The organism is Halosimplex halobium, from assembly GCF_051414055.1.
GTDB classification, from domain to species: Archaea; Halobacteriota; Halobacteria; order Halobacteriales; family Haloarculaceae; genus Halosimplex; species Halosimplex halobium.
Window position 1 is genome coordinate 112,588 of sequence record NZ_JBLKNX010000010.1, and the last position, 22,550, is coordinate 135,137.

Annotated in this window: 16 protein-coding genes; 11 read left to right on the plus strand and 5 right to left on the minus strand. The window is 70.8% G+C overall.

Features of this window, described 5'->3' with window-relative positions; all coding sequences use genetic code 11:
- Positions 1-31: 31 nt before the first annotated feature.
- A complete protein-coding gene (gene proS / locus ACMGFG_RS11875; protein WP_436930543.1) occupies positions 32-1,486 on the minus strand; it encodes a proline--tRNA ligase in 1,455 nt (484 codons plus the stop codon).
- A gap of 469 nt (positions 1,487-1,955) precedes the next feature.
- Here proS and pdhA point away from each other — a divergent pair, with 469 nt between their 5' ends.
- Positions 1,956-3,092: a pyruvate dehydrogenase (acetyl-transferring) E1 component subunit alpha gene (pdhA, locus tag ACMGFG_RS11880; protein WP_436930544.1), complete on the plus strand. Its 1,137-nt coding sequence runs from the start codon at positions 1,956-1,958 to the stop codon at positions 3,090-3,092.
- 42 nt (positions 3,093-3,134) lie between these two features.
- On the opposite strand, the gene ACMGFG_RS11885 is transcribed toward pdhA, so the two are convergent.
- Positions 3,135-3,662: a DUF7984 family protein gene (locus tag ACMGFG_RS11885; RefSeq protein ID WP_436930545.1), complete on the minus strand. Its 528-nt coding sequence runs from the start codon at positions 3,660-3,662 to the stop codon at positions 3,135-3,137.
- Between the two features lie 248 nt (positions 3,663-3,910).
- On the opposite strand from ACMGFG_RS11885, the gene ACMGFG_RS11890 reads away from it, so the two are divergent.
- Together ACMGFG_RS11890 and ACMGFG_RS11895 are read left to right on the plus strand one after the other, a co-directional pair.
- Positions 3,911-5,830 carry a beta-CASP ribonuclease aCPSF1 gene (locus ACMGFG_RS11890; protein ID WP_436930546.1) on the plus strand — a complete coding sequence of 640 codons (1,920 nt, stop codon included), beginning with the start codon at positions 3,911-3,913 and terminating at the stop codon, positions 5,828-5,830.
- Positions 5,831-5,908: 78 nt separating this feature from the next.
- Positions 5,909-6,331 carry a disulfide bond formation protein B gene (locus ACMGFG_RS11895; protein WP_436930547.1) on the plus strand — a complete coding sequence of 141 codons (423 nt, stop codon included), beginning with the start codon at positions 5,909-5,911 and terminating at the stop codon, positions 6,329-6,331.
- Between the two features lie 68 nt (positions 6,332-6,399).
- On the opposite strand, the gene ACMGFG_RS11900 is transcribed toward ACMGFG_RS11895, so the two are convergent.
- Entirely contained in the window at positions 6,400-6,993 is a 594-nt protein-coding gene (locus ACMGFG_RS11900; RefSeq protein WP_436930548.1) for a response regulator, read from the minus strand.
- Between the two features lie 160 nt (positions 6,994-7,153).
- Between ACMGFG_RS11900 and ACMGFG_RS11905 the strand changes: the two genes are divergently transcribed.
- The 4 genes from ACMGFG_RS11905 (at position 7,154) to ACMGFG_RS11920 (ending at position 12,392) form a co-directional block, all read left to right on the plus strand.
- Positions 7,154-8,131: an aldo/keto reductase gene (locus ACMGFG_RS11905; protein WP_436930549.1), complete on the plus strand. Its 978-nt coding sequence runs from the start codon at positions 7,154-7,156 to the stop codon at positions 8,129-8,131.
- Positions 8,132-8,420: 289 nt separating this feature from the next.
- Positions 8,421-10,043: an alkaline phosphatase family protein gene (locus ACMGFG_RS11910; protein ID WP_436930550.1), complete on the plus strand. Its 1,623-nt coding sequence runs from the start codon at positions 8,421-8,423 to the stop codon at positions 10,041-10,043.
- Complete coding sequence (locus ACMGFG_RS11915; protein ID WP_436930551.1) at positions 10,040-11,134, plus strand: GNAT family N-acetyltransferase; 1,095 nt, start codon at positions 10,040-10,042, stop codon at positions 11,132-11,134. The genes ACMGFG_RS11910 and ACMGFG_RS11915 overlap by 4 nt, the downstream gene beginning before the upstream one ends.
- 70 nt (positions 11,135-11,204) lie before the next feature.
- Positions 11,205-12,392 carry a carboxylate--amine ligase gene (locus ACMGFG_RS11920; protein ID WP_436930552.1) on the plus strand — a complete coding sequence of 396 codons (1,188 nt, stop codon included), beginning with the start codon at positions 11,205-11,207 and terminating at the stop codon, positions 12,390-12,392.
- Positions 12,393-12,432: 40 nt separating this feature from the next.
- Here ACMGFG_RS11920 and ACMGFG_RS11925 read toward each other — a convergent pair whose 3' ends face one another.
- A complete protein-coding gene (locus tag ACMGFG_RS11925; protein ID WP_436930553.1) occupies positions 12,433-13,875 on the minus strand; it encodes a hypothetical protein in 1,443 nt (480 codons plus the stop codon).
- A gap of 127 nt (positions 13,876-14,002) precedes the next feature.
- Entirely contained in the window at positions 14,003-15,244 is a 1,242-nt protein-coding gene (locus tag ACMGFG_RS11930) for a glycosyltransferase (protein ID WP_436930554.1), read from the minus strand.
- 466 nt (positions 15,245-15,710) lie between these two features.
- Here ACMGFG_RS11930 and ACMGFG_RS11935 point away from each other — a divergent pair, with 466 nt between their 5' ends.
- The 4 genes from ACMGFG_RS11935 to ACMGFG_RS11950 all read left to right on the plus strand — a co-directional run bounded on the left by ACMGFG_RS11935 (position 15,711) and on the right by ACMGFG_RS11950 (position 22,374).
- Positions 15,711-16,967 (plus strand): nucleotide sugar dehydrogenase, encoded by a 1,257-nt coding sequence (locus ACMGFG_RS11935; protein WP_436930555.1) that lies wholly within the window; start codon positions 15,711-15,713, stop codon positions 16,965-16,967.
- Positions 16,968-18,047 (plus strand): DUF354 domain-containing protein, encoded by a 1,080-nt coding sequence (locus ACMGFG_RS11940; protein WP_436930556.1) that lies wholly within the window; start codon positions 16,968-16,970, stop codon positions 18,045-18,047.
- Between the two features lie 133 nt (positions 18,048-18,180).
- Positions 18,181-19,674: a right-handed parallel beta-helix repeat-containing protein gene (locus tag ACMGFG_RS11945; RefSeq protein ID WP_436930557.1), complete on the plus strand. Its 1,494-nt coding sequence runs from the start codon at positions 18,181-18,183 to the stop codon at positions 19,672-19,674.
- Between the two features lie 393 nt (positions 19,675-20,067).
- The gene (locus ACMGFG_RS11950; protein ID WP_436930558.1) at positions 20,068-22,374 is read left to right on the plus strand and encodes a right-handed parallel beta-helix repeat-containing protein; all 2,307 of its coding nucleotides are present in this window, start codon (positions 20,068-20,070) and stop codon (positions 22,372-22,374) included.
- Positions 22,375-22,550: the final 176 nt, after the last annotated feature.

Below are 22,550 nucleotides of genomic sequence, written 5' to 3' on the forward strand. Positions count from 1 at the left end.
CCGAGGAAACCCAGGTGACAAAAAGATGGTCTCAGTACGTCTTCGCCCAGTAGGCCGTCTCCTCGGCCTCGTCGCCGCAGATGGCGCAGTCGTCGTGGATCGGCTCCTCGCCCCGATCTAGGGGAACCATCACGATCTCGGCGGCGAGGGCGTCCTTGATGGGTTCCTCACAGTCCTCGTCGCCGCACCAGCCGGACTTGACGTACCCGCCGTGCTGGCCGATGGTGCCGAGGATCTCCTCGCGGGAGTCGGCCTCGCGGATCTCCCCCTCCAGCGTCTCCTCGGCGCTGGCGTAGAGCTTGGCGTAGACGGTGTCGAGGTGCTCGGAGACGGTCGCGGCGATGTCGTCGCGGCTCTCGACGCTGTTCTCGCCGTCGGGGCGGTGGACGAGTGTGAGTTCGTCGTCCTCGACCTCGTTGGGGCCGACCTCGACCCGGAGGGGGACCCCTTTCAGCTCCCACTCGTTGTACTTGAAGCCGGGGTTGCGGTTGTCGCGGTCGTCGAGGTTGACCCGGATCCCAGCTTCGTCGAGTTCCGCGGCGGCGTCGGCGGCGTACTCCAGCACCTCGTCCTTGTTGTCCTCCTGCCAGATGGGGACGATCACGACCTGCGTGGGCGCGAGCGTGGGCGGGAGCACGAGCCCCTGGTCGTCGGAGTGGAGCATGATGAGCGCGCCCATCGAGCGCCAGGAGAGCCCCCACGAGGTGGTGTGGGCGGTCTGTTCCTCCTCGTCCTCGTCGGCGTAGGTGATGTCGAACGCCTCGGCGAAGGAGGTGCCCAGGTAGTGGGAGGTGGCGGCCTGGACGCTCTTGCCGTCGGGCATGAGCGTCTCGATGGTCGTGGTGGTGTGGGCGCCGGGGAACTTGTCGTGTTCGGGCTTGCGCCCCTTCAGCGCGGGCATGGCCATCACGTCCTCGTAGAGCCGCTCGTACTGGTCGAGGCGGGTCATCGTCTCGTCCCAGGCGCCGTCCTCGTCGGCGTGGGCGGTGTGGCCCTCCTGCCAGAGGAACTCCTTCGTGCGGAAGAACGGCTTGGTCTCCGTCGCCTCCCAGCGGACGACCGAACACCACTGGTTGAGCCGCATAGGCAGGTCGCGGTGCGAACGGACCCAGTCGGCGATGAAGGGGGTGATGATGGACTCGCTGGTCGGGCGGACCGCCAGGCGCTCCTCGAGTTCCTCGTAGCCGCCGTGGGTCACCCACGCGACCTCGGGGTCGAAGCCCTCGACGATGTCCTTCTCCCGTTCGAGGTAGCTCTCGGGGATGAACATCGGGAAGTAGGCGTTGTCGACCCCTGTGTCCTTGAACCAGCCGTCGAGGTGGTCCTGGATGCGCTCCCAGACCGCGTACCCGCGGGGGCGGGTGACGATGAACCCGCCCATGGGCGCGTAGTCGGCCAGCTCCGCCTTCTGCACGACTTCGGCGTACCACTCGCCCGTCGAATGCTCCTTGCTCTCGGTGATGCCGAGTTCCTGCTCGCCACTCATTATCGAATCCTCGCCGACTGCGTTCTTGAACCTGACGAAGCCCCGGTTCGCGTTCGCACGCCGCCAGCGTCCCCGACGGGTCCGACGAACACCGATCGGACCTGTCGCCGTGCGGGCGGATCCGTCGGTAGACGTGCGTCTCCGGCTCCGACCGATCGGACCTGTCGTCCCGGGATTCGGCCGGAGACGGTCGAGAAGCCGGACGTTCGTGCGGTGTGGTTCGGGATACCACACAATAATTAAGTATAAACCGCGCTTTCGTCAACGTATGTCCTCCGCCAGCCCGGCGCGGACGGCGACCGCTTCGCTGCGTGACCGACGCGACGCGATAGCACGGCGTTTCCCGACACCGCTGGCGGAGCCTTTCGCGACAACGTAATTCGACCGGCGGCGCACCGACCGACGCGCCCCCCACTATCCACCACAGCGACTCGGCAGACGACACTGCGGACGAGCGGACCACCACACCATGAGCACGATACGAGATACGGACCTGATACGGACGAACGACTACGCCGACGACAGCGGCGAGGTGCGGGTCCTCGACCCGGACGGCCGGCTCCTCCCCGGCGCGACGGAACCCGACCTCTCGGACGAGGCGCTGGTGACGATGTACGAGGCGATGGTGACGGCCCGACACTTCGACGAGCGTGCGGTGAGCTGGCAGCGCCAGGGGCGGCTCGCGACATACGCGCCGATGAGCGGCCAGGAGGCCGGCCAGGTCGCGAGCACACTCGCGCTCGCCGACGATGACTGGGTGTTCCCGACCTACCGCGAACACGCCGTCCGGCTGGTGGCGGGGTTCGACCTGCCCGGGGTCCTCCGCGGGCTGATGGGTGCGGAGTTGCCCTGCGGTTCCGCGGACGGCCCGACGGTCGCACCCGAAGCCATCCCGATCGCGACCCAGCTCCCACACGCAACGGGCGCGGCGATGGCGGCCGACCACCGCGGTGACGAGTCGGTCGCGCTCGCGCACTTCGGCGACGGCGCCACCTCGGAAGGGGACTTCCACGAGGCGCTGAACTTCGCCGGCGTGTTCGACGCGCCCGCCGTCTTCCTCTGTCACAACAACCAGTGGGCCATCTCCGTCCCGCGGCGGCGCCAGACCGCCAGCGCGACGCTCGCACAGAAGGCCGACGCCTACGGGTTCGAGGGGATCCGCGTCGACGGCATGGACCCGCTGGCGGTGTACTCGGTCGTCCGCTACGCCCGCGAGAAGGCCCTCGACCCGGACGCCGAGGACCTGCGGCCGACGCTGATCGAGTCCGTCGAGTACCGCTACGGCGCCCACACGACCGCCGACGACCCCGACGTGTACCGCGACGACGAGGAGGTCGAGTACTGGCGCGACCGCGACCCGATCGACCGCCTGGAGACGTTCCTCGTCGAGACCGGCCGGCTGGACGAGGACGGCGTCGACGCTATCGACGACCGGGTCGAGGAGCGCGTCGCAGACGCCATCGAGACGGCGGAGGCCGAGGCGGCGCCCGACCCGGACGACCTCTTCGGGGACGTGTACGACGAGGTGCCCGACCACCTCGAACGCCAGCGCGAGGACCTCCGGCGGCTGCGCGAGCGCCACGGCGACGCGCTGCTCCGGGACTGATCGGGGCCGGCGTCACTCGCTCCCGCCGGTATCGCCGGTCGACTACGGGTCGACCGCGAACGGGTTCTCGCCCTCGCGCCAGTCCCACCCGGGGAGTCGCGTCTGGAACCCCGCGGCCAGCGCCGCGTCCAGGTCGTCCAGTCCCGCCGGGTCACCCTCGTCGACGGCCGCGGACTCGCCGGTCCCCTCGACGGCCGCCTCCGCCCCTTCGATCGCCACGTCGGCGTAGTGGAAGGTGGCCTCGCCGAGCAGGCGCAGGGGTTGATTCCCGGCGATGATTCCCGCGAGTTCCCGCCCCAGGAGTTCGTCGACGACGAAGCCGGGGTAGTCGCCGGCCACGTCGAGGTCCCGGAGGACGGCGACGAGGGCGGCGACGTTGACGGCGCGGTCGCCGTCGGCGAACACCTCGTCGACGGCCCGGCGGTACTGTTCGGGAGTCACCTCGTCGACCTCGGTGTCGAAGCGCTCGCCCAGGTCGGCGCGGGTCGCGTTGACCAGCGCGACGACGACGGCGTCGCGCTCACGGACCCACTCGTGCTGGTCGGCGACGGCGTCCGGCGTGATTCGCATATCGGGTCCCTCGCGTCGGATCGCCTACTCGTTTGCGAAGGCTTTTATAACGCCGGGAGGTTAGAGGGGAGTAAGCCGGTTTTCCGGACACTTCCGTCTAGGGTCCGGAGTGGATTCCCCCAGCAGGAAAACCGACCTATGAGTATTGCTCTCAGACCCCGGCGGGCACGCCGTGGCGCGCGCGACGACGAGCGGGTAGCCGTCGGCGCCGCCCGGCGACCGGCCGGTCCGACCCTGTTTTCGCAGCTATGAGTCAAGTAGACAAGCAACTCGACGATATCAGAGCAGAGATCGAACAGGAAGTCCCGGTCGACATCTCCATCACGGAGGTCGCCTACGAGGGGCCGGAGCTGGTCGTGTACACGCGCGACCCGAAGAAGTTCGCGAGCAACGGCGACCTGATCCGCGAGCTCGCCTCGAAGCTCCGCAAGCGCATCACCGTCCGGCCCGACCCCTCGGAGCTCTCGGAACCCAGCGACGCCAGGGCGACCATCGAGAGCATCATCCCCGAGGAGGCCGGCGTCACCGACCTGGACTTCCACCACGACACCGGCGAGGTCGTCGTCGAGGCCCAGAAGCCCGGCATGGTCATCGGCCGCCACGGCTCGACGCTCCGGGAGATCACCCAGGAGGTCGGCTGGACGCCCGAGGTGGTCCGCACGCCGCCCATCGAGTCCTCGACGGTCAAGAACGTCCGCAACTTCCTCAAGCAGGAACGGGACGACCGCCGGGACATCCTCGAACGGATCGGCCGCCAGATCCACCGCGAGGAGATGTCCGACGACGAGTGGGTCCGCATCTCCACGCTCGGTTGCTGTCGCGAGGTCGGCCGCGCCGCCTTCGTCCTCTCGACGCCCGAGACCCGCGTGCTCATCGACTGCGGCGACAAGCCCGGCGCCGAGGACGAGGTGCCCTACCTCCAGGTGCCCGAGGGGCTGGGCTCGGGCCCGAGTTCGCTCGACGCGGTCGTGCTCACCCACGCCCACCTCGACCACTCGGCGCTCATCCCGCTCCTGTTCAAGTACGGCTACGACGGCCCCATCTACTGCACGGAACCCACGCGGGACCTGATGGGTCTGCTGACGCTTGACTACCTCGACGTGGCCGCCAAGGAGGGGCGGTCGCCGCCCTACGAGTCCGAGATGGTCCGCGAGGCGATCAAACACACTATCCCCCTCGAATACGGCGACGTGACCGACATCGCGCCGGACATCAAGCTCACCTTCCACAACGCCGGCCACATCCTCGGGTCGGCGATCTCGCACTTCCACATCGGCGACGGCCTCTACAACGTCGCCTTCTCCGGGGACATCCACTACGAGGACACCCGCCTGTTCAACGGCGCGGTCAACGAGTTCCCCCGCGTCGAGACGCTGGTGCTGGAGTCGACCTACGGCGGGCGCAACGACTACCAGACCGACCAGGCCGACTCCGAGCGCAAGCTCAAGGAGGTCATCAGCGAGACCGTCGAGCGCGACGGCAAGGTGCTCATCCCCGCGTTCGCCGTCGGGCGCTCCCAGGAGATCATGCTCGTCCTGGAGGAGGCGATGCGGGAGGGGGAGATCCCCGAAGTCCCCGTCCACCTCGACGGGATGATCTGGGAGGCGACCGCCATCCACACCACCTACCCCGAGTACCTCCGCGACGACCTGCGCGACCGGATCTTCCACGAGGATCAGAACCCGTTCCTCGCCGACCAGTTCAACCACATCGACGGCGGCGAGGACGAGCGCCAGGAGATCGCCGACGGCGGCCCCTGCATCGTCCTCTCGACCTCCGGGATGGTCGAGGGGGGCCCCATCATGTCCTGGCTCCGCCACGTCGGCGGCCAGGACGACGGCACCATGATATTCGTCGGCTACCAGGCCCAGGGGACGCTCGGTCGCCGCATCCAGAATGGCTGGGACGAGATCCCCGTCAACGACGGCGGCGGCCGCGCCGACACCCTCTCGCTGAACATGGACGTCGAGACGGTCGACGGCTTCTCCGGCCACGCCGACCGCCAGGGCCTGGAGAACTTCGTCCGCACGATGAACCCCCGCCCCGAGAAGGTGCTCTGCGTCCACGGCGACGAGTCCTCCACCCAGGACCTGTCGTCGGCGCTGTACCACGAGTTCAACATGCGCACCTTCGCGCCGAAGAACCTGGAGACGTTCCGCTTCGTCTGAGGCCGCGCCGCCGGCTCGACCGCTGTCCGCCTCCGCCGAACCGAACCGCATTTTGCCTTGCCCCGCCCAGCGCCGTCCGTGAGCCCCTCCCTCGCCCGTCTCGACCGCCTCGATCCGAGGTATCCGCTCGCCGCCGGGACCCTCGTCGCCGCCGTCGCCACCGCCGGGAGCCTCTACCTCTCCGTCGGGATGGGGCTGGTCCCCTGCGAACTCTGCTGGTACCAGCGAATCTTGATGTACCCGCTGGTGGTCGTCTTCGGCGTCGCGCTGGTCGAACGCCGCCCGGGCGTCTCCCGCACGGTCCTGCCGCTGTCGACGCTGGGGACTGTCCTGGCGGCGTACCACTCCTGGCTGCAGGTCGCGGCGGGCGGCCGCTGCACGTTCGGCGGCTGCGCGGCGGTACAACTGCGCGTGGTCGGGCTGACGGTCCCGAACCTCTCGCTGGTCGCCTTCCTCCTGGTCACGGCGGCGGCCGCCGCGCTGTTCGTCGGCGACCGGTGACAGCGCAAGGGGCCGACGGCGCGCCGGGAGACGGCGCGCCGGGAGACGGCGCGATTACGCTGAGGAGGTTAGCTCGGGTCCTCGTAGCCGAGGCGCTCGTCGAACTCGGACTCGATCTCGTCGAGTTCGGCCTCCAGCTCGTCGATGCGGTTCTGGAGGCGGCGGAACTCGGCGCTGTCCTCGAGCGCCGAGGGGTGTTTCTCGACCTCGAGGACGTTGCGCTTGACCCGGAGCGTGCTGAGTTCGCGCCGGGCCTCGTCGTACTCGTCGAGCAGTTCGAGCCGCTCGACGGTCTCGACCAGGTCGTCGCGGTCGACCGGCTTGACCAGGTAGTCGTCGCAGTCGATCGTGACGATGTCGAAGTCCGGGTCGACCGCCGTGACAAGGGCGATCTGGCAGTCGATGTTCCGGGCGCGGATCTCCTCCAGGACCTCGTCGCCCGAGCGGTCGGGCATCCGGCGGTCCAGCAGGACGACGTCGACGTCGTCGTCGACGGCCGCCAGCGCGGCCTCGCCGCTGTCGACCGTCCGGACCGCGTAGCCCAGCGGTTCGAGATACAGCGCGAACGACTCGCGGACCACCTCCTCGTCGTCGACGACGAGAATCGTCGTCCGGTCGTCGGCGAACCCGTCTCGTGGCTTCGTCCCCCCGCCGTTCGGCATCGACCGGTGGTAAGCCGCTTTGGTAAAAAAATGTATTCGTCTCGGAATCCCCATTTCGCGATCCCCGTCGACCGGTCGAACGGACGGTTCGGCGCCCGCTCCGCCGGAAGCCGCTTCCGGTACCCGACCGGTTAACACGCGGCCGGTCGATCGGACGCGCATGGAGTACGTCCGACTCGGCTCGACGGGACTGCAGGTATCGCCCATCTGTCTCGGCACCTGGCGGTTCGGCCTCGAACACGAGGACAGCGGCGTGATGGAGACCGACCGCGAACAGGCCCACGAACTGCTCGACGCCCTCGAGGAGCGGGGCGGCAACTTCATCGACACCGCCAACGGCTACGGCCAGGGCCGCTCCGAGAAGTGGATCGGCGAGTGGCTCGACGAGCGCGACCGCGAGGACTACGTCGTCGCCTCGAAGTGCTACTGGGCCGACCGCTCGCGGTTCCAGGAGAACCTCTCGAAGAAGAACGTCCGCGCGGAGGTCGAGGGCTCGCTGGAGAAACTCGGCACCGACTACCTCGACATCCTCTACCTGCATCGCTTCGACGACGAGACCCCCATCGAGCAGACGCTCCGGGCGGTCGACGACCTCGTGAGCGAGGGCAAGGTCCACTACGTCGGTATCTCGACGTGCGACGCCTGGAAGCTCACCAAGGGCCTGTGGCAGGCCGACGTGAACAACTACGAGGCCTTCACCGTCACCCAGCCGCAGTACTCGGCGACCTACCGCGACCCCGTCTCGGAGTACCTCGACGTCTGCGCCGACCAGGACATCGCGGTCTGTCCGTACTCGCCGCTGCACGGCGGGTTCCTCACCGGGAAGTACGAGCGCGTCGGCGACGGCGAGGTGAAGACGCCGGACGGCTCCCGGGGCGATCTGGACGAGCACTTCACCGACTGGTACCTCGACGACCAGGCCTGGGAGGTCCTGGACGAGATCCGGGCCGTGGCCGACGAGGTCGACGCCACGCCGGCCCAGGTGTCGCTGCGCTGGCTGATGGACCACGAGCGGTTCACCTGCGTCCCGATCATCGGCGCGCGGACCGTCGACCAGCTAACGGAGAACCTCGACGCCATCGAGGTGTCGCTGTCCGACGACCAGTGGGACCGCATCGACGACGCGACCGAGGCCTGAGGTCGGGGCCGCCATTCCCGACCGTCCTGCCCGCCGCCGGCGGTACAACGGCGTGAACCGATTCTATGGAGTGTCTACCGGGTTGCCCAGTCCGGCCCGAGCCTGTTCGTCCCGGGTCGGGAGCGGCTCCGTCGCGGACGGGTCGGAACCCGGGCGGCGACCGTCCCGGCGAGTCCGCCGACACGGACCCGTGCGAAAGCGCCGCTACCCCGCGGAAAGGAGTCGATACGGTGACGGCCCGGCCCGATACTCACTCAATTACAATTCGGCGGTACTGTCAACTGGCGGTATGGTCGAGACGCACGGAGGGATGCGCTGCCTCGTCGTCGGCCTCGACGCGGCGTGTCGACGGGTCCTCGAGCCGCTCGTCGAGAGCGGGACGGTACCGACGCTCGAATCGCTGTTCGAGAGGGGGGCGAGCGGGCCGCTTCGGTCCGGGATCCCGCCGTGGACGCCCAGCGCGTGGCCCTCGCTGTACACCGGCACCAACCCCGGCAAGCACGGACTGTTCGACTTCCTCGCGTTCGACGGCTACGAGTGGGACGTGGTCGACGCCACGCACCTGCGCGAGCGGGCGGTCTGGGAGTACCTCGCCGATGCGGGCCACCGGAGCGTCGTCGTCAACGTCCCGGTGACCCACCCGCCGCGGCCGTTCGACGGCGCGCTGATCCCCGGCTACACTGCCCCCGAGGACCCGCCCTGCCACCCCGAGGGACTGCTCGACGACGTGCGCGACGCCGTCGGCGAGTACCGGGTGTACCCCGACGCCGGGGGCGACGGCGCCGACACCGGCTACGCCGCCCACCGCGAGGTCGTCCGGATGCGCGGCGACGCGTTCACCTACCTCGCCGACCGGTTCGACCCCGCGTTCGGCTTCCTCCAGTTCCAGGTGGTCGACACCGTCTTCCACCGCTACCCCGACGAGTGGGACGCGGTCGAGGCCGTCTACGAGGCCGTCGACGAACAGCTCTCTCGCGTGCTCGACCGGGTCGACCCCGAGACCGTCGTCGTCGTCAGCGACCACGGCATGGGCGAGTACGACGACTACGAGTTCCGCGTCAACGAGTTCCTCCGCGAGGCCGGCTACGTCGAGACGCGACGCGGCGGCGAGGGGATGCCGACGTGGGCGACCGTCCGCGACTCGAAGCTGCGCCGCGGCGAGACCGGCGACGTGGACCGGGGCGCGCTCGACGCCGCGATGGCCGGGCTGGCCCGCGCCGGCGTGACCACCCAGCGGGTCGTCCGCGTCCTCGACGCGCTCGGGCTGACCGACGCGGTGGGCCGGGTCGTCCCGTCGTCGGTCGCCGAGTCCGGCGCCGAACAGGTCGACTTCGCCGCCTCGACGGCGTTCGCGCGCTCGCGGAGCGAACTCGGTATCCGGCTCAACGTCGAGGGACGCGAGCCGGACGGGGTGGTCCCGCCCGACGAGTACGAGCGGGTCCGCGCGGAGCTGATCGACCTGCTCGTGGACGTGGAGACGCCGGAGGGTGACCCCGTCTTCGAGGCGGTCGAACCCAGGGAGGCGTACTTCGAGGGCCCCGCCGCCGAGGACGCGGTCGACGTCGTCCTCGTCCCCCACGAGTTCGAGCAGTTCCTCTCCGCGCGGCTGGCCGACGACGCCTTCGGCGAGCCGTCCGAGCCGTGGAACCACAGGCGCGAGGGGGTCGTCGCGGTCGCGGGCGAGGGGGTCGACACCGGCGCGTCGCTGTCCGGCGCGGGCATCTACGACGTGGCGCCGACGCTGCTGGCGCTGTTCGGCCTGCCACGGGCGGAGCGGATGGACGGCGGCGTCCTCCCGGTCGTCGACGACGTCGGCACCCGCGAGTACGCCGACATGGAACCGGTCGACGCCCCGACCCGCGAGGGGGCGGTCGAATCGCGGCTGGAAGACCTGGGGTACATCGAGCGATGAGTATCGACGTGACACGGCTCGACGCCGACGAGTTCGACGAGTGGGACCGCGCGGTCGACCGGTCGCCGGAGGCGACGGTGTTCCACCGGTCGGCCGTCCTGGAGCGCCTCGCCGACTACACCGGCGCGGAGCTGTACCCGCTGGTCGGCTACAAGGGCCAGGAACCCGTCGGAATCCTGCCCCTGTTCGAGGTCGAGAAGGGGCCGATGCGGGCGGCGTTCTCGCCGCCGCCGGCCGCGTGGGCGGAGTACCTCGGACCCGCGCGGCTGAACATGGCGAAACTCTCCCGGCGGAAGGCCGAACGGCGCCACCAGGGACTGCTCGACGGCTGTTTCGAGTACGTCGACGAGACGATCGACCCGGCGATCACCCGCATCGACACCGGCCCCCGCTACGACGACGTGCGGCCGTTCCAGTGGGGCGGCTACGAGGTCGAACCCCAGTACACGTACGTCGTCGAGCTGACCGACGAGGCGGACCTGCTCGACCGGTTCAGCAGCGACGCCCGGTCGAACATCGACACCAGCTACGACGCCGACTACACCGTCCGCGCGGAGGGCGAGCGGGCGGTGGGGCGCATCCTGGACCAGGTCGAGCGGCGCTACCGCGAGCAGGACCGGCCGGTGTCGATGCCGAGGCGCTTCATCGACGACCTGGCCGTGGCCCTCCCCGACGAGCAGCTCCGCCCGTACGTCTGCCGGGTCGACGGTGAGTTCGTCGGCGGGATCCTGGCGCTCGCCGACGACGACACCGTCTACCGGTGGATCGGCGGCGTCCGGCCGGAACGGGACGTGGCCCTGCCGGTCAACGACCTGCTGGACTGGCGGGTCATGACCGACGCGCTGGCCGACGGGCGGAGCCGCTACGACCTCGTCGGCGCCGGCGCCGAACGGATCAACGAGTACAAGGCGAAGTTCGACCCCGTTCTGGAGACGAGCTACCGGGTCCACAGCAACCCGCTGCTGTTCGACGCCGCCAGCTGGGCCTACGAGCAGTTCGAACGTCGGCGGCTGTCGATGGCCGGCGACGGGACCGACGGCCGGTCGGGCCTGCTCTCCGGCGCCGCGGCGGGCCTGTTCGACCGCAAGTGACGAGTAGGCACCCATTTCTCTGCGTCCGGCGGTGAATACTAACGGGCCCCGGCGGGCTACGGGCTGGCGGATGAGCATCGATCCAGCCGACGGGCCCGCCGCCGTCGTCGTCCCGGCCATCGCCGCACCGAGCAGCGTCGCCTGCGTGCGCTCGCTGGGACGACGCGGGATCCACACCGTCGTCGTCTCCGAGGACGCCGAGGCCGCCGCGTTCCGGTCGCGCTACGCCGGCGAGACGGTCGTCGTCCCCGACCCGGGCGAGGACCTGGTCGCCTACAAGGACGCCCTGCTCGCCCTGGCGATGCGGCCGGACGTGCTGACGGTTCTGCCCGTCCGCGAGGAGGACGTGTACGTCCTCGCGCGGTACCGCGAGGAGTTCGAACCCCACGTCGAGACGCTGTGGCCGACCGCCGAGGGCCTGCGCCGGGTTCAGGACCGCGTCGAGCTGTTCGACGCCGCCGAGCGGGCCGGCGTCGCCGTCCCCGACACCCGCCTGCTCGACGAGGTCGACGACTGGGACCGCGAGTGGGTCGTCAAGGGGCGGTACACCCTGCTCGCCGACGCCTACGTCGACGACGTGCCGCCCGGCCGCTCCCGGGACCCGCCCTCGACGCAGTACCTCAACGGGAACAGGCCGGACGTGGAGACGATCCGCCGCCGGAACGGCCACACGCCGATCGTCCAGGAGTTCCTCCCGACCACCGACGAGTACGGCTTCTTCGCGCTGTACGACGAGGGCGAGGCCGTCAGGACCTTCCAGCACCGCCAGGTCCGCGCGTACAACTACGCCGGCGGCCCCAGTTCCTTCCGCGAGTCCGTCTCGATCCCGGACCTCGGCGAGGCCGGCCGCGCGCTGCTGGACGAGCTGGAGTGGCACGGGCTGGCGATGGTCGAGTTCCTGCGCGACGACGACGGCGAGTTCCGGCTGATGGAGATCAACCCGCGGCTGTGGTCGTCGCTGCCGTTCTCCGTGCGGGCGGGCGCGGACTTCCCCCACGACTACTGGCTGCTCGCCCGCGGCGAGCGCGACCGGATCGTCGACGACTACGAGGTGGGAACGGCGGGCCACCTCATCCGCGGCGAGCTGTCCTACCTCCACAGCGTCCTGTTCGACGAGGAGGAACTGGTCGAGCGGCCGGGCCGCCGCGAGGCGTTCTCGGCGGTCGCCGGGTCGCTCCGCGAACACCCCCGCTTCGACTACCTGCGCCTCGACGACCCGCGGCCGTTCGTCCGCGATGCCCTGAACGCGCTGCGCTGAGCGCGGCCGGCCGTCGCCGGCGGACGGGGCCAGCGGTCTCCTACCGGCCGTTCGCGAGCCGGCGGACGGTATCGTAGACGGTCGAGAGCCGCGCGTAGACCGGATAGGGGGCGACGCGCGCCGCGCCCCGGAGGAGCCGGTCGCGGGCCGGCGGCTCCGAGCGGGCGACGAACCCGGCCACGTCGGCGTCGCGGACCCACTCGGCGAACGACTCGCTCCCCTCGACCGGGAACGACGGGTCCGCGGGGAGCGCGGCGCGGATGTCCGCCCACTCCGCGAGGAGGTTCTCGTCGAGGGTCCAGCCGTCGGTCTCGAACTGCCGGCGGGCCCGCTCGAAGGCCGCGCGGTCGACCGGGAAGCCGTGGTCCCGCGGGTCGAGCCCGGCGATCATGAGCCCGAGCGAGGTGCGGACGCACTTCTCGCAGCGGCCGCAGTTGCCGCTCGTCGTCGACTTCGCGCACGACCGGACCGGGAGGTCGGGGTCGCGCTCGCGGACGTGGTCTGCGACGGCGCCGATCCGCTCCTGGCGCGTGCGTTCGAACGCGTCGTGGTGGACCTCGGTCCCGGCCCACGCGATCTCGTCGTCGATGTCGGGGTGGGAACCCCAGGGCATCGCCCGGCCGTCCCAGTGGGACAGCATCGACGGCACGGGAACGCCCGGCCAGGTCGTCGCGGCGACGTAGAGGTCGCGCATCCCCTCGGCGACCGCCAGCGGCGCGCAGAGGCCGGTCATGCCGAGCCCGCTCCCGACGGCGCTGTACCAGCTCCCGTCGTGTCGGTGTCTGTACCGCGCGTCGAGCATCGCCGTGTCGAGGAACTCCAGCATGTTCGAGCGGACGAACCGCGCGTCCACGCCGAAGCGGTCGGCGTACCCCTCGATCCGGTCGACCGTGTGGGCCCACTTGCCCGCCTCGTCGACGCCGATGACCCACCCCTGGACGGTGATCAGCGTCGGCTCCTCCTCGCGGTGGCGGACGTACGTCGCCAGCGAGTCCACGCCGCCCGTGAACAGCACGCCCGCCCCGCCAGCCGACCCGCTATCGCCCGACGGCGACGCTCGCTCACGGACGGCAGCCGTCCCGTCCCACTCGGGCGCCCGTTCGGCGACGACCCGCCCGCCCTCCACGAACGGGTACATCTCGCAGAGGGTGTTGCCGACGGACTCGAGGGCGTCGAGGAAGCGGCGGTCGGCGACGGGGACGCGCACGTCGGCGCCAACCGCCCACGCCACCGGGCAGACGTGCGCCAGCACCGGGATCGTCAGTATCGACTCGGGCAGGTCGGAGACGTCGACGCAGTACTCGACGTAGAACGGGGACTCGTCGAAGAACGGCCGCAGGTCGTCGTCGTAGGAGACGGTCGACTCGACCCGGCACCCGTCGGCGGCCACCGAGTCGACGGTGACGACCGGCGGCCGGTCGCCGTCCGGGAGAGCTGTGCCCCCGCTCGCGACCGAGCGGAGCGATTCGGCGCTTGGTGTCACGTGCTGTCGGGTCGCGCCCGGGGAAATAAAGTATATCCGCGCTACCCGACGTTGTCGGACGGGTTACGCCGGTTCGGACGTTCGTACCCGCTCCGGGCGGCCGGACGGGAGGTCCCGCGGCGCGGGCCTACGCCGGGAGCGGCTGCGCTCGCGGTCGCCGGACGGTCCGGTCGAACAGCACCGCCTCGTGTTCGGCCACGACGGCCGCCCAGTCGTGGGCCTCGGCGGTGGCGCGGGCCGCCCGGCCCAGCGCCCGGGCGTCGACCTCGCCGCCGATCACGTCGTCGAGCGCGGCGACGAGGCCGTCGGCGGTCCCGTCGTACAGCAGTCCGTTCGTCCCGGGTTCGACCAGCCGCCGGTGGGCGGGGATGTCGGTCGCGACCACGGGGGTCCCGGCGGCCATGTACTCCAGGAGCTTCGCGGGGAAGCTGATCCGGTAGGACTCGATGTCGGCCAGCGGGGAGACGGCCACGTCGGCGTCGGCGAGGACCCCGGGGACCTCCTCGTGGGGGACGATCCCGAGCCAGGTGACCCGGTCGTCGATCCCGAGGTCGCGGGCCCGCTCGCGCAGGGAGGCCATGTACTCGTCGCCGCCGCCGCCGGCGACCCGGAACTCGACGTCGCGGTCGCTCTCGGCGACCGCGTCGAGGACGTGTTCGAGCCCGCGCGGCGGGCCGATCGAACCGACGTAGGTGACCACCCAGGTGTCGTCGGGCCCGCGGGCGGGTTCGCGCGTCGACTCGACGGCGAAGCGGTCGGTGTCGACCCCCATCCCGATGACGTGGGCGCCAGAGAGGTCGACGCCGTACTCCAGTTCGGTCGCTTCGCGGATCCCGTCGGTCAGGCAGACGACCTCGTCGGTCCGGTCGAGCAGCCGGCCGACCGCCCAGGCGTACCGGGACAGCATCGCCACGCGGGCCCGTTTGCGAAGCGGGAGCCGGCCGTGGGTGGCCGAGAGGTCCCGCTTCTGGCGGACGGGGACCGACTGGAGGCCGACGACGAACCGCGAGCCGCCGGCGCGGGCGGCCGGCCACCCCTGGATGATCGTCTGCTGGAAGGCGTAGACGGCGTCGAAGCGGTGGCGGGCGCCCAGCGCGGCGGCGTACAGCGTCGAGACGACGACGAACAGCAGCCCCGAGAGGATGGGGACCTGTCCGGTCCCGACCTCGTGGTGGGCCACGTCGTCGGGGAACCCGTCGTCGCCGTCGCCGGCGCCGTCGGGGCGGCGCCGACTGAGGACGTGGACGGTCCCGGACTCGGCGAGTTCCCGCGCGAGGTAGTGCGGGACGGTCGCGCTGTACGGCGAGGCGATCGCCCGGTGGTGGACGAGCAGCACCGACCCGCGGTCGCCCCCGCCGGACCGGCTCACGGCCGTCCCCTCCCCGGGTCGCGAGTCCGGAGGCCCCCACTCGGCTGGTCCCGGTGCGGTCGAGTAACTGTCCGGCGGGTGCCGCCGGCGGCCGCTCGCGGCGGCCGCTCGACGACTGGCGACGGCCGCTCGGCGGTCGCCGGTGACCGGTCGACGGCGCCGCGAGTCGCGGTACCTGACATCGGGCGTCCCAACCGGACGGCAGCCAATAAGTAAGAGCCGGATAACGCGCTCGCCGCCCCGGTCACCCGCCCGTGATCGCCCCGCCGGCGACCGGCGGACGGCGGCCAGAGCGACCCAGCGGACCGCGAGCGCCGCCGGCCGTCACCGGTTCACACCCGGGGACCGCCCGTCGAGCGGGAGCGCGGCGCTAGAGGCGGTATACCGGTCCGCCCCGACCCGTCGACGCCCCGTAATCGTCCGTAAGCTGATAATAACATTCCCGGCCGCTCCGGTGGGGTGGCGTATGAGCATCGGCATCTACGGCGTCGGGTTCGTCGGCAAGGAGGTCGCGGAGCTGGCCGTCGAGCGCGGCCGGTCGGTCGCCTGCGTCGACGTGGACCCGGCGGTCGTCGAGCGGATCGAGGACGGGGAGTACCTGGCGGTCGACGACGGCGAGCGGGTCTCGGCGACGACGGACGGCGCGGCGGTCGCGGCCGGGGCGGACACCTGCGTCGTCACGGTCCCGACGCCGGTCGACGGCGCGGAACGGGTCGACCTCGGGCCGCTCCGGGCGGCCAGCGAGACCGTCGGCGAGGGGCTGCGGAGCCGCGACGCCGCCGACCCCTGTCTCGTCGTCGTCGAGTCGACCGTCCCGCCGGGGACCGTCCGCCGGGAGATCGCCGAGGTCTTCGACACGTACGGCCTGGAGTCCGGGACCGACTACTACCTCGCGGCCGCGCCCGAGCGGGTCGACCCCGGCAACGAGGCGTGGCCGCTGGAGGCCATCCCGCGCGTGGTCGGCGCGCTCACCGACGAGGGGCTGGCGCGGGCGGCCGCGTTCTACGACCGCCTGCTCGACGCCGAGGTCCACCCTGTCGAGAGCGTCGAGATCGCGGAGGTGTCGAAGATCGTCGAGAACGCCTTCCGCGACATCAACATCGCGTTCGCCAACGAGATCGCCGTCTCGCTGGACTCGCTGGACGTGGACGCCCGCGCGGCCATCGACGCCGCGAGCACCAAGCCGTTCGGGTTCATGGCCTTCGAGCCGGGCGCCGGCGTCGGCGGCCACTGCATCCCCGTCGACCCGCACCTCCTCATCGGCGAGGCCGAGGACGCCGGGTTCACCCACGAGCTGCTGACCGTCGCGCGGACGATCAACAACCAGATGCCCGAGTACGTCGCCGACATGACCGTCGACGCGCTGACGCGCGAGCGGGTCCTCCCGCAGGACGCCACCGTACTGTTGCTCGGCCGGGCGTTCAAACCCGACCTCGCCGACGACCGCAACAGCCCCTACTTCCCGATCCGGGAGAGGCTGGCCGACTACGACGTGACCGTCGAGACCTACGACCCGGTCCTCGCCGAGGAGTCGTCGGTCGCGTCGCCGTACCAGCCGGTCGACGCCGTCGTCGTCGTCACCGACCACGAGGCGTTCGCCGACCTAGGCCCCGAACGGTTCGCCGAGCTGGGCGCGTCGGCGGTCGTCGACGGCCGCGACGTCTTCGACGCCGAGGCCGTCGAGGCGGCGGGACTGCGCTACGAGGGCGTCGGGGAGGTCTGAATGCGGGTCTTCGTGACCATCCAGCACCCGGCGCACGTCCACTTCTTCCGCGAGGCCATCGGGGAGCTGGAGGCGGCCGGCCACGATGTCTCGGTGTTCATGCGCGACGTGGAGCTGGCCGCCGACCTGCTGGAGAGCTACGGCATCGACTACGAGGTGCTCGCGCCGGCCAGCGACTCGCTGCCCTCGCTGGCGCGCTCGCAGTTGCGCTACGAGCTCGCCCTCCTCCGGCGGGCCCGCCGGGCGGACCCGGACGTGCTGACCGCCATCGGCGAGCCGGCGGTCGCACACGTCGCGACGCTGCTTTCCTGCCGGTCGGTCGTGTTCACCGACACCGAGCACGCGACGCTGGGGAACCGGCTCACGTTCCCGTTCGCCGACCGGGTCTGTACGCCCGAGGTGTACATGGACGACCTCGGCGACAAGCAGGTAACCTACCCCGGGTTCCACGAACTCGCCTACCTCCACCCCGACCGGTTCGAGCCGGACCCGTCGGTCGTCGCCGACGCCGGGATCGATCCGGACCAGCGGCTCGTCGTCCTGCGGCTGGTCGCCTGGGAGGCGCTGCACGACGTGGGCGGCGGCGGCTTCGCGGACGCCCGCGCGGTCGTCGACGAGCTCGAACGCCACGGCGCGCGGGTGGTGATCACCGCCGAGGCCGACCTGCCGCCGGATCTGGCCGACCGGCGGGCGACCGTCCCGCCCGAGGACATGCACCACCTGCTGGCTCACGCGGATCTCTTCGTCGGCGAGAGCGCGACGATGGCCGCCGAGTCGGCGGTCCTCGGGACGCCCGCCGTCTACGCCTCGACGCTCGAACTGGGCTACCTCCGGGCGCTGGAGTCGGAGTACGGCCTCGTCGTCAACACCACCGGCGAGGACCGCCAGGCCGAGGCGCTGCGGCGGGCGAGCTCGATCCTCGCCGACCACGACGAAGTCGACTGGGCGGGCCGCCGCGAGCGGCTGCTCGACGACTGCGTCGACACGACCGACGTGATCCGGTCGCAGCTCGCGGGGGGCGCCGCCCCGCGGCAGTCCGCCGAGGTCGACGCCCCGCGGCCGGTCGCCGAGCGGCAGTGACGGCGCGAGCCCGGCGGTGGCCCGTCTCGTTCTGTCGTCGTCGATATCGCGGGTTATCGGGCTCCTACGCGGAGTACAGACGACATAACAAATGCCCCGAAGATCCAGAAACAAGCAAATGGTTCCCGATCGGTTGTCACGGCGACGATTCCTCGGAGGGACAGTAGCGGCCGCGCTGGGGGTCGGCGCGGCCGGGTGTGGGTCGAACGACCGCGAGCAGACCGACCGGGAGGGGGCGGGGACGCGGGCGGGCCCCGTCAGGCTGACGGACACGCCGACCCCGACGGCCGAGCCGACGCCGACCGGCACGCCGACGGCGACCCCGATCCCGGAGGTCGTCGCCGAGTACGGCGACCAGTTCGACTCGATCGTCAACGTCGTCGACGCCGGTGCCGACCCGGAGGGGGAGGAGCCGGTCAACGACGTGCTCACCGACGCGATCGCCGACGACACGCTCGTCTACTTCCCCGCCGGCCGCTACGCGCTCGACTACATGGAGATCGAGAACGTCTCCGGGTTCGGGCTCGTCTCGATCCCCCACGAGCGGACGGTCATCGTCCCGAACGGGCCGATCGACGAGATCGGCAACCACTTCATCGACTTCAGGCGCGTGGGCGACATCCTCCTCGACGGCCTGGAGTTCGACTTCACCGAGTCCGGCGTCGGCGGCGCCGTCAGGACGATCGCCGAGGGCAACATCGTCGCCCGGAACCTGCAGACCCACGGAAAACTGCCGGACCGGAACCCGGATCGCAAACACGTCGCCTACCGGTTCGAGGTGCAGAACCCCCGGGGGAAGGGCCTGGTCGAACGGGTCGTCGCCCGCGGCGGCGGCCACGACGGCGGCAACGGCGTCGGCATCTTCGTCGGCAAGGACCACGCGGGCTCGCTGACCTTCCGCGACTGCGAGATCGCGAACTTCCCGAACAACGGGCTGTACGCGTCGGCACCCGGCCAGCGGCTCGAGGGCTACACCGGCAACAACGGCGACATCCACGTCCGGGGCGGCCGCTACGAGAACAACAACATCGCCAACGTCCGGATCGGCTCGACCGGGTCGACGGTCAAGGACGTGCTCGTCGTCGTCGACGAGGTGCCCCCGAGCCCCTCGGACCACCACCTCAACGTCCGCGGGATCCGGCTCCGGGCCCGCAGCGACCAGCTGGTCGAGAACTGCGAGGTCAGGATCGGCGAGAACGCCGGCCCCGGGTTCGGCGCGATCTCCTACCACCCGGAACACGGCAGTTCGGTCGTCCGGAACACGACGATCAGGGTCGACCGCGACGACTTCAACGCGATCGACGCGACCGACGCCAGCAACGGCGGGTCGAAGGCGCCGCTCACCTTCGATGACGTCACGATCACCGGGGGCGCCAGCGGGGGTGCGGCCGTCAAGATCGCCGACCGTCCGGGGACCACCCTGCGGGACTGCCGGATCGACCAGTCAGGGACCGACCGCAACGGGATCGTCCTCGTCGACTCCGAGAACTGCACCGTCGTCGGCTCGACGATCCGGGTGACCGGCCGCCCGATCGAGACCGAGAACGCCTCCGTCGAACGCCGTAACCTCTCGATCGAGACCCTGCAACCGGGCGGGGACACCACGCCGGCCGCCGACGGTGGGTGAGCGCTCGCGGGCCGCGGCGCACCGGTCGGGGACGACGGGCAGGCACGTTCTCGGGCGACAGGCGGGAACGTTCGCCGACGACGGGCAGGAACACTCGTCGACGGGTCGAACGGCCCCGGGTCGGACCGCCGAACCGGCGGTAATCGCCGAGTAACGACCGATTACCGCTCGCGACGGCGGTCGAAATCGTCCCTTACCGGTCGGCCGTTCGCGGCGGGCGGCGGCGGCCGCGGTCCGGTCGCAGGGCACGTCGACCGGCGCTGGCCCGTCGCGATCCGGCACGTATCCCGTAACCGACCGGTACGGAACCGAAGGTAACACCCCACGATCCGGCGGTATCGGGTAGCCTCCCTGCAGGTAGCCTTTTCTCAGTAGATCGGGCTTACCAGCGATATGGTGAACGGTAACCAGAACGAACCGGATAGTACGAGCGAGGAAACTCGTCGCAATCGGCTACCACCGGACGAGTGGTTCGACCGCCGCTCGTTCCTGAAGATCGGGGCGGGGGCCGCGGCGGCCGGCGCGCTGTTCGGCGGCGAGGCCGCGGGCGCGCCGACGACACGCCACCTCGAGATCGTCTCGACGGGCGAGACGACCGAGACGGGCGACCTCGCGGTCGACTACGAGTTCACGGCGACCGGGGAGATCACCCCGGACACCGGGAACGGCCGCAACTCCGCGGAGGGCAACGACACAGTCGTCGAGAACGACGACGGCACCTGGACCGCGACCGGGACGACCGGCAACGGCTTCGGCGACGCCTACACCGTCGCCGGCCGCGTCGTCGACTTCTCCGCGACGGGCGCCTACCAGCTCTACCTCGACGGCGAGGCCGTCACCGTCGACGACCTCGTCGCCGAGTACGAGCACACGATCGAGGTGCTGACCACGGAGGACCCCTCGGAGCTTGATTACACCTTCACGACCACCGGCGAGATCGAACCGAACTACGACGCCGAGGAGAACGCCGCCGGCGACAACGACAGCGTCTCGCAGAACGACGACGGGACCTGGACCGCCGACGGGTACACCGGCAACGGCTACGGCGACACCTACTACTTCGACGGGGAGCTCACCGACTTCGGTCCGGTCGAGGAGTTCGTCGAGGTGCGGGTCGACGGCACCGCTATCGACCTGAGCCAGTTCGAGTCGACCGCCACCGACTCCGAACCCGAGCGACACACGATCGAGGTGCTGACCACGGAGGACCCCTCGCAACTGGACTACACCTTCACGACCACCGGCGAGATCACGCGCGTCACCGATGCCGAGGAAAACGCCGCCGGCGACAACGACAGCGTCTCGCAGAACGACGACGGGACCTGGACCGCCGACGGGTACACCGGCAACGGCTACGGCGACACCTACACCTTCGAGGGGGAGCTCACCGACTTCGGCCCGGTGACGGACTACGCGGAGGTGCGGGTCGACGGCTCGGTCGTCGACCTCGACCAGTTCCGACCGGAACAGCGCACGATCGAGGTGCTGACCACGGAGGACCCCTCGGAGCTTGATTACACCTTCACGACCACCGGCGAGATCACGCGCGTCACCGACGCCGAGGAGAACGCCGCCGGCGACAACGACTCGGTCACCGAGAACGACGACGGGACCTGGACCGCCGACGGCTTCACCGGCAACGGCTACGGCGACACGTACCGGTTCCGCGGCGAACTGCTGTCGTTCGGGCCGGACGTCGACCACGCCGAGGTGCGGATCGAGGGCGACGCCGTCGACCTGAGCCAGTACGAGGCGCCCGAACCGGCCGTCGTCATGGGCGGCGGCGAGGGCTACTCGGGCACCGTGCCCGAGTCGGCGGCGGACACCGTCGTCTCGACGCGGGACGAACTCGCGTCGGCGCTGAACAGCGCGTCCAGCGGCGACGTGGTGTACGTCGCGCCCGACGCGAGCATCAACGTGCCCGACCGGGAGCTGACGATCCCCGCGGGCGTGACGCTGGCCTCGAACCGCGGCATCGACGGGGCGAAGGGCGGGGAGATCCGCGCCGACGAGGTCTACGGCGAGGGCCCGCTCCAGACCGAAGACGACGTGCGCGTCACGGGCCTGCGGATCACCGGCTCGATCGACGAGTACGTCGAGTTCAGCCGCCCGGTCCACAGCGGCCTGACCGTCAAGGGGACCGGCTGCGAGGTCGACAACGTCGAGATCTCCGGGTTCACCTACGGCGGCGTCAAGCTCCAGGAGCCCGCCTACGTCCACCACTCGCACATCCACACCAACGCGATGGGCGGGCTCGGCTACGGCATCGTCTGCAACCAGGAGGGCGGCGACACCCTCGTCGAGTACAACGAGTTCAACCTCAACCGCCACTCCGTCGCCAGCCGCGGCTACGCGGGCTACGAGGTGCGCTACAACCACTTCGGCGAGGACGCCATCGCTTACCAGGTCGGGACCCACCGCCCGGGCGGGACGACCCTCGAGATCCACCACAACACGTTCGTCCCCACCCTGCACCTCAACTCCGGGGAGGACCCCGAGTCCCACGTCAGCATCCGCGGGGAGCCCGACGATATCGCGGACATCCACCACAACTGGTTCTACAACCCCGAGCGACCGTCCCCCGGCCGGGGCACGGAGTCGGTCATCCAGCCCCACGTCGAGGAGTTCACGAACCTCGACTACCGGAACAACCACTACGGGTCCGACGAACCCGCGGACGACGACATCGGCTGTCCCTGACGCCGTCGTCCCGCTCTCCCGCTGACGGGACCGCTCCGTCCCCGCCGCGACCGGATTCTCCTTCTCGGGCGCGCGAGTAACCGCACGTTTCCCGCAGCGACGGCGCGGTTACCCTGGGACCGCCGACGAACGGGCGAGCGGGCGCGTTCCCCGCTCGTCGGCCGTCTCGGGTAGGC

Excerpts from the sequence above, each read along its gene's own strand:
- proS (WP_436930543.1), bottom strand. The coding sequence starts at position 1,486 with ATGAGTGGCGAGCAGGAACTCGGCATCACCGAGAGCAAGGAGCATTCG.
- pdhA (WP_436930544.1), top strand. The coding sequence starts at position 1,956 with ATGAGCACGATACGAGATACGGACCTGATACGGACGAACGACTACGCC.
- ACMGFG_RS11885 (WP_436930545.1), bottom strand. The coding sequence starts at position 3,662 with ATGCGAATCACGCCGGACGCCGTCGCCGACCAGCACGAGTGGGTCCGT.
- ACMGFG_RS11890 (WP_436930546.1), top strand. The coding sequence starts at position 3,911 with ATGAGTCAAGTAGACAAGCAACTCGACGATATCAGAGCAGAGATCGAA.
- ACMGFG_RS11900 (WP_436930548.1), bottom strand. The coding sequence starts at position 6,993 with ATGCCGAACGGCGGGGGGACGAAGCCACGAGACGGGTTCGCCGACGAC.
- ACMGFG_RS11905 (WP_436930549.1), top strand. The coding sequence starts at position 7,154 with ATGGAGTACGTCCGACTCGGCTCGACGGGACTGCAGGTATCGCCCATC.
- ACMGFG_RS11910 (WP_436930550.1), top strand. The coding sequence starts at position 8,421 with ATGGTCGAGACGCACGGAGGGATGCGCTGCCTCGTCGTCGGCCTCGAC.
- ACMGFG_RS11915 (WP_436930551.1), top strand. The coding sequence starts at position 10,040 with ATGAGTATCGACGTGACACGGCTCGACGCCGACGAGTTCGACGAGTGG.
- ACMGFG_RS11920 (WP_436930552.1), top strand. The coding sequence starts at position 11,205 with ATGAGCATCGATCCAGCCGACGGGCCCGCCGCCGTCGTCGTCCCGGCC.
- ACMGFG_RS11935 (WP_436930555.1), top strand. The coding sequence starts at position 15,711 with ATGAGCATCGGCATCTACGGCGTCGGGTTCGTCGGCAAGGAGGTCGCG.
- ACMGFG_RS11940 (WP_436930556.1), top strand. The coding sequence starts at position 16,968 with ATGCGGGTCTTCGTGACCATCCAGCACCCGGCGCACGTCCACTTCTTC.
- ACMGFG_RS11950 (WP_436930558.1), top strand. The coding sequence starts at position 20,068 with ATGGTGAACGGTAACCAGAACGAACCGGATAGTACGAGCGAGGAAACT.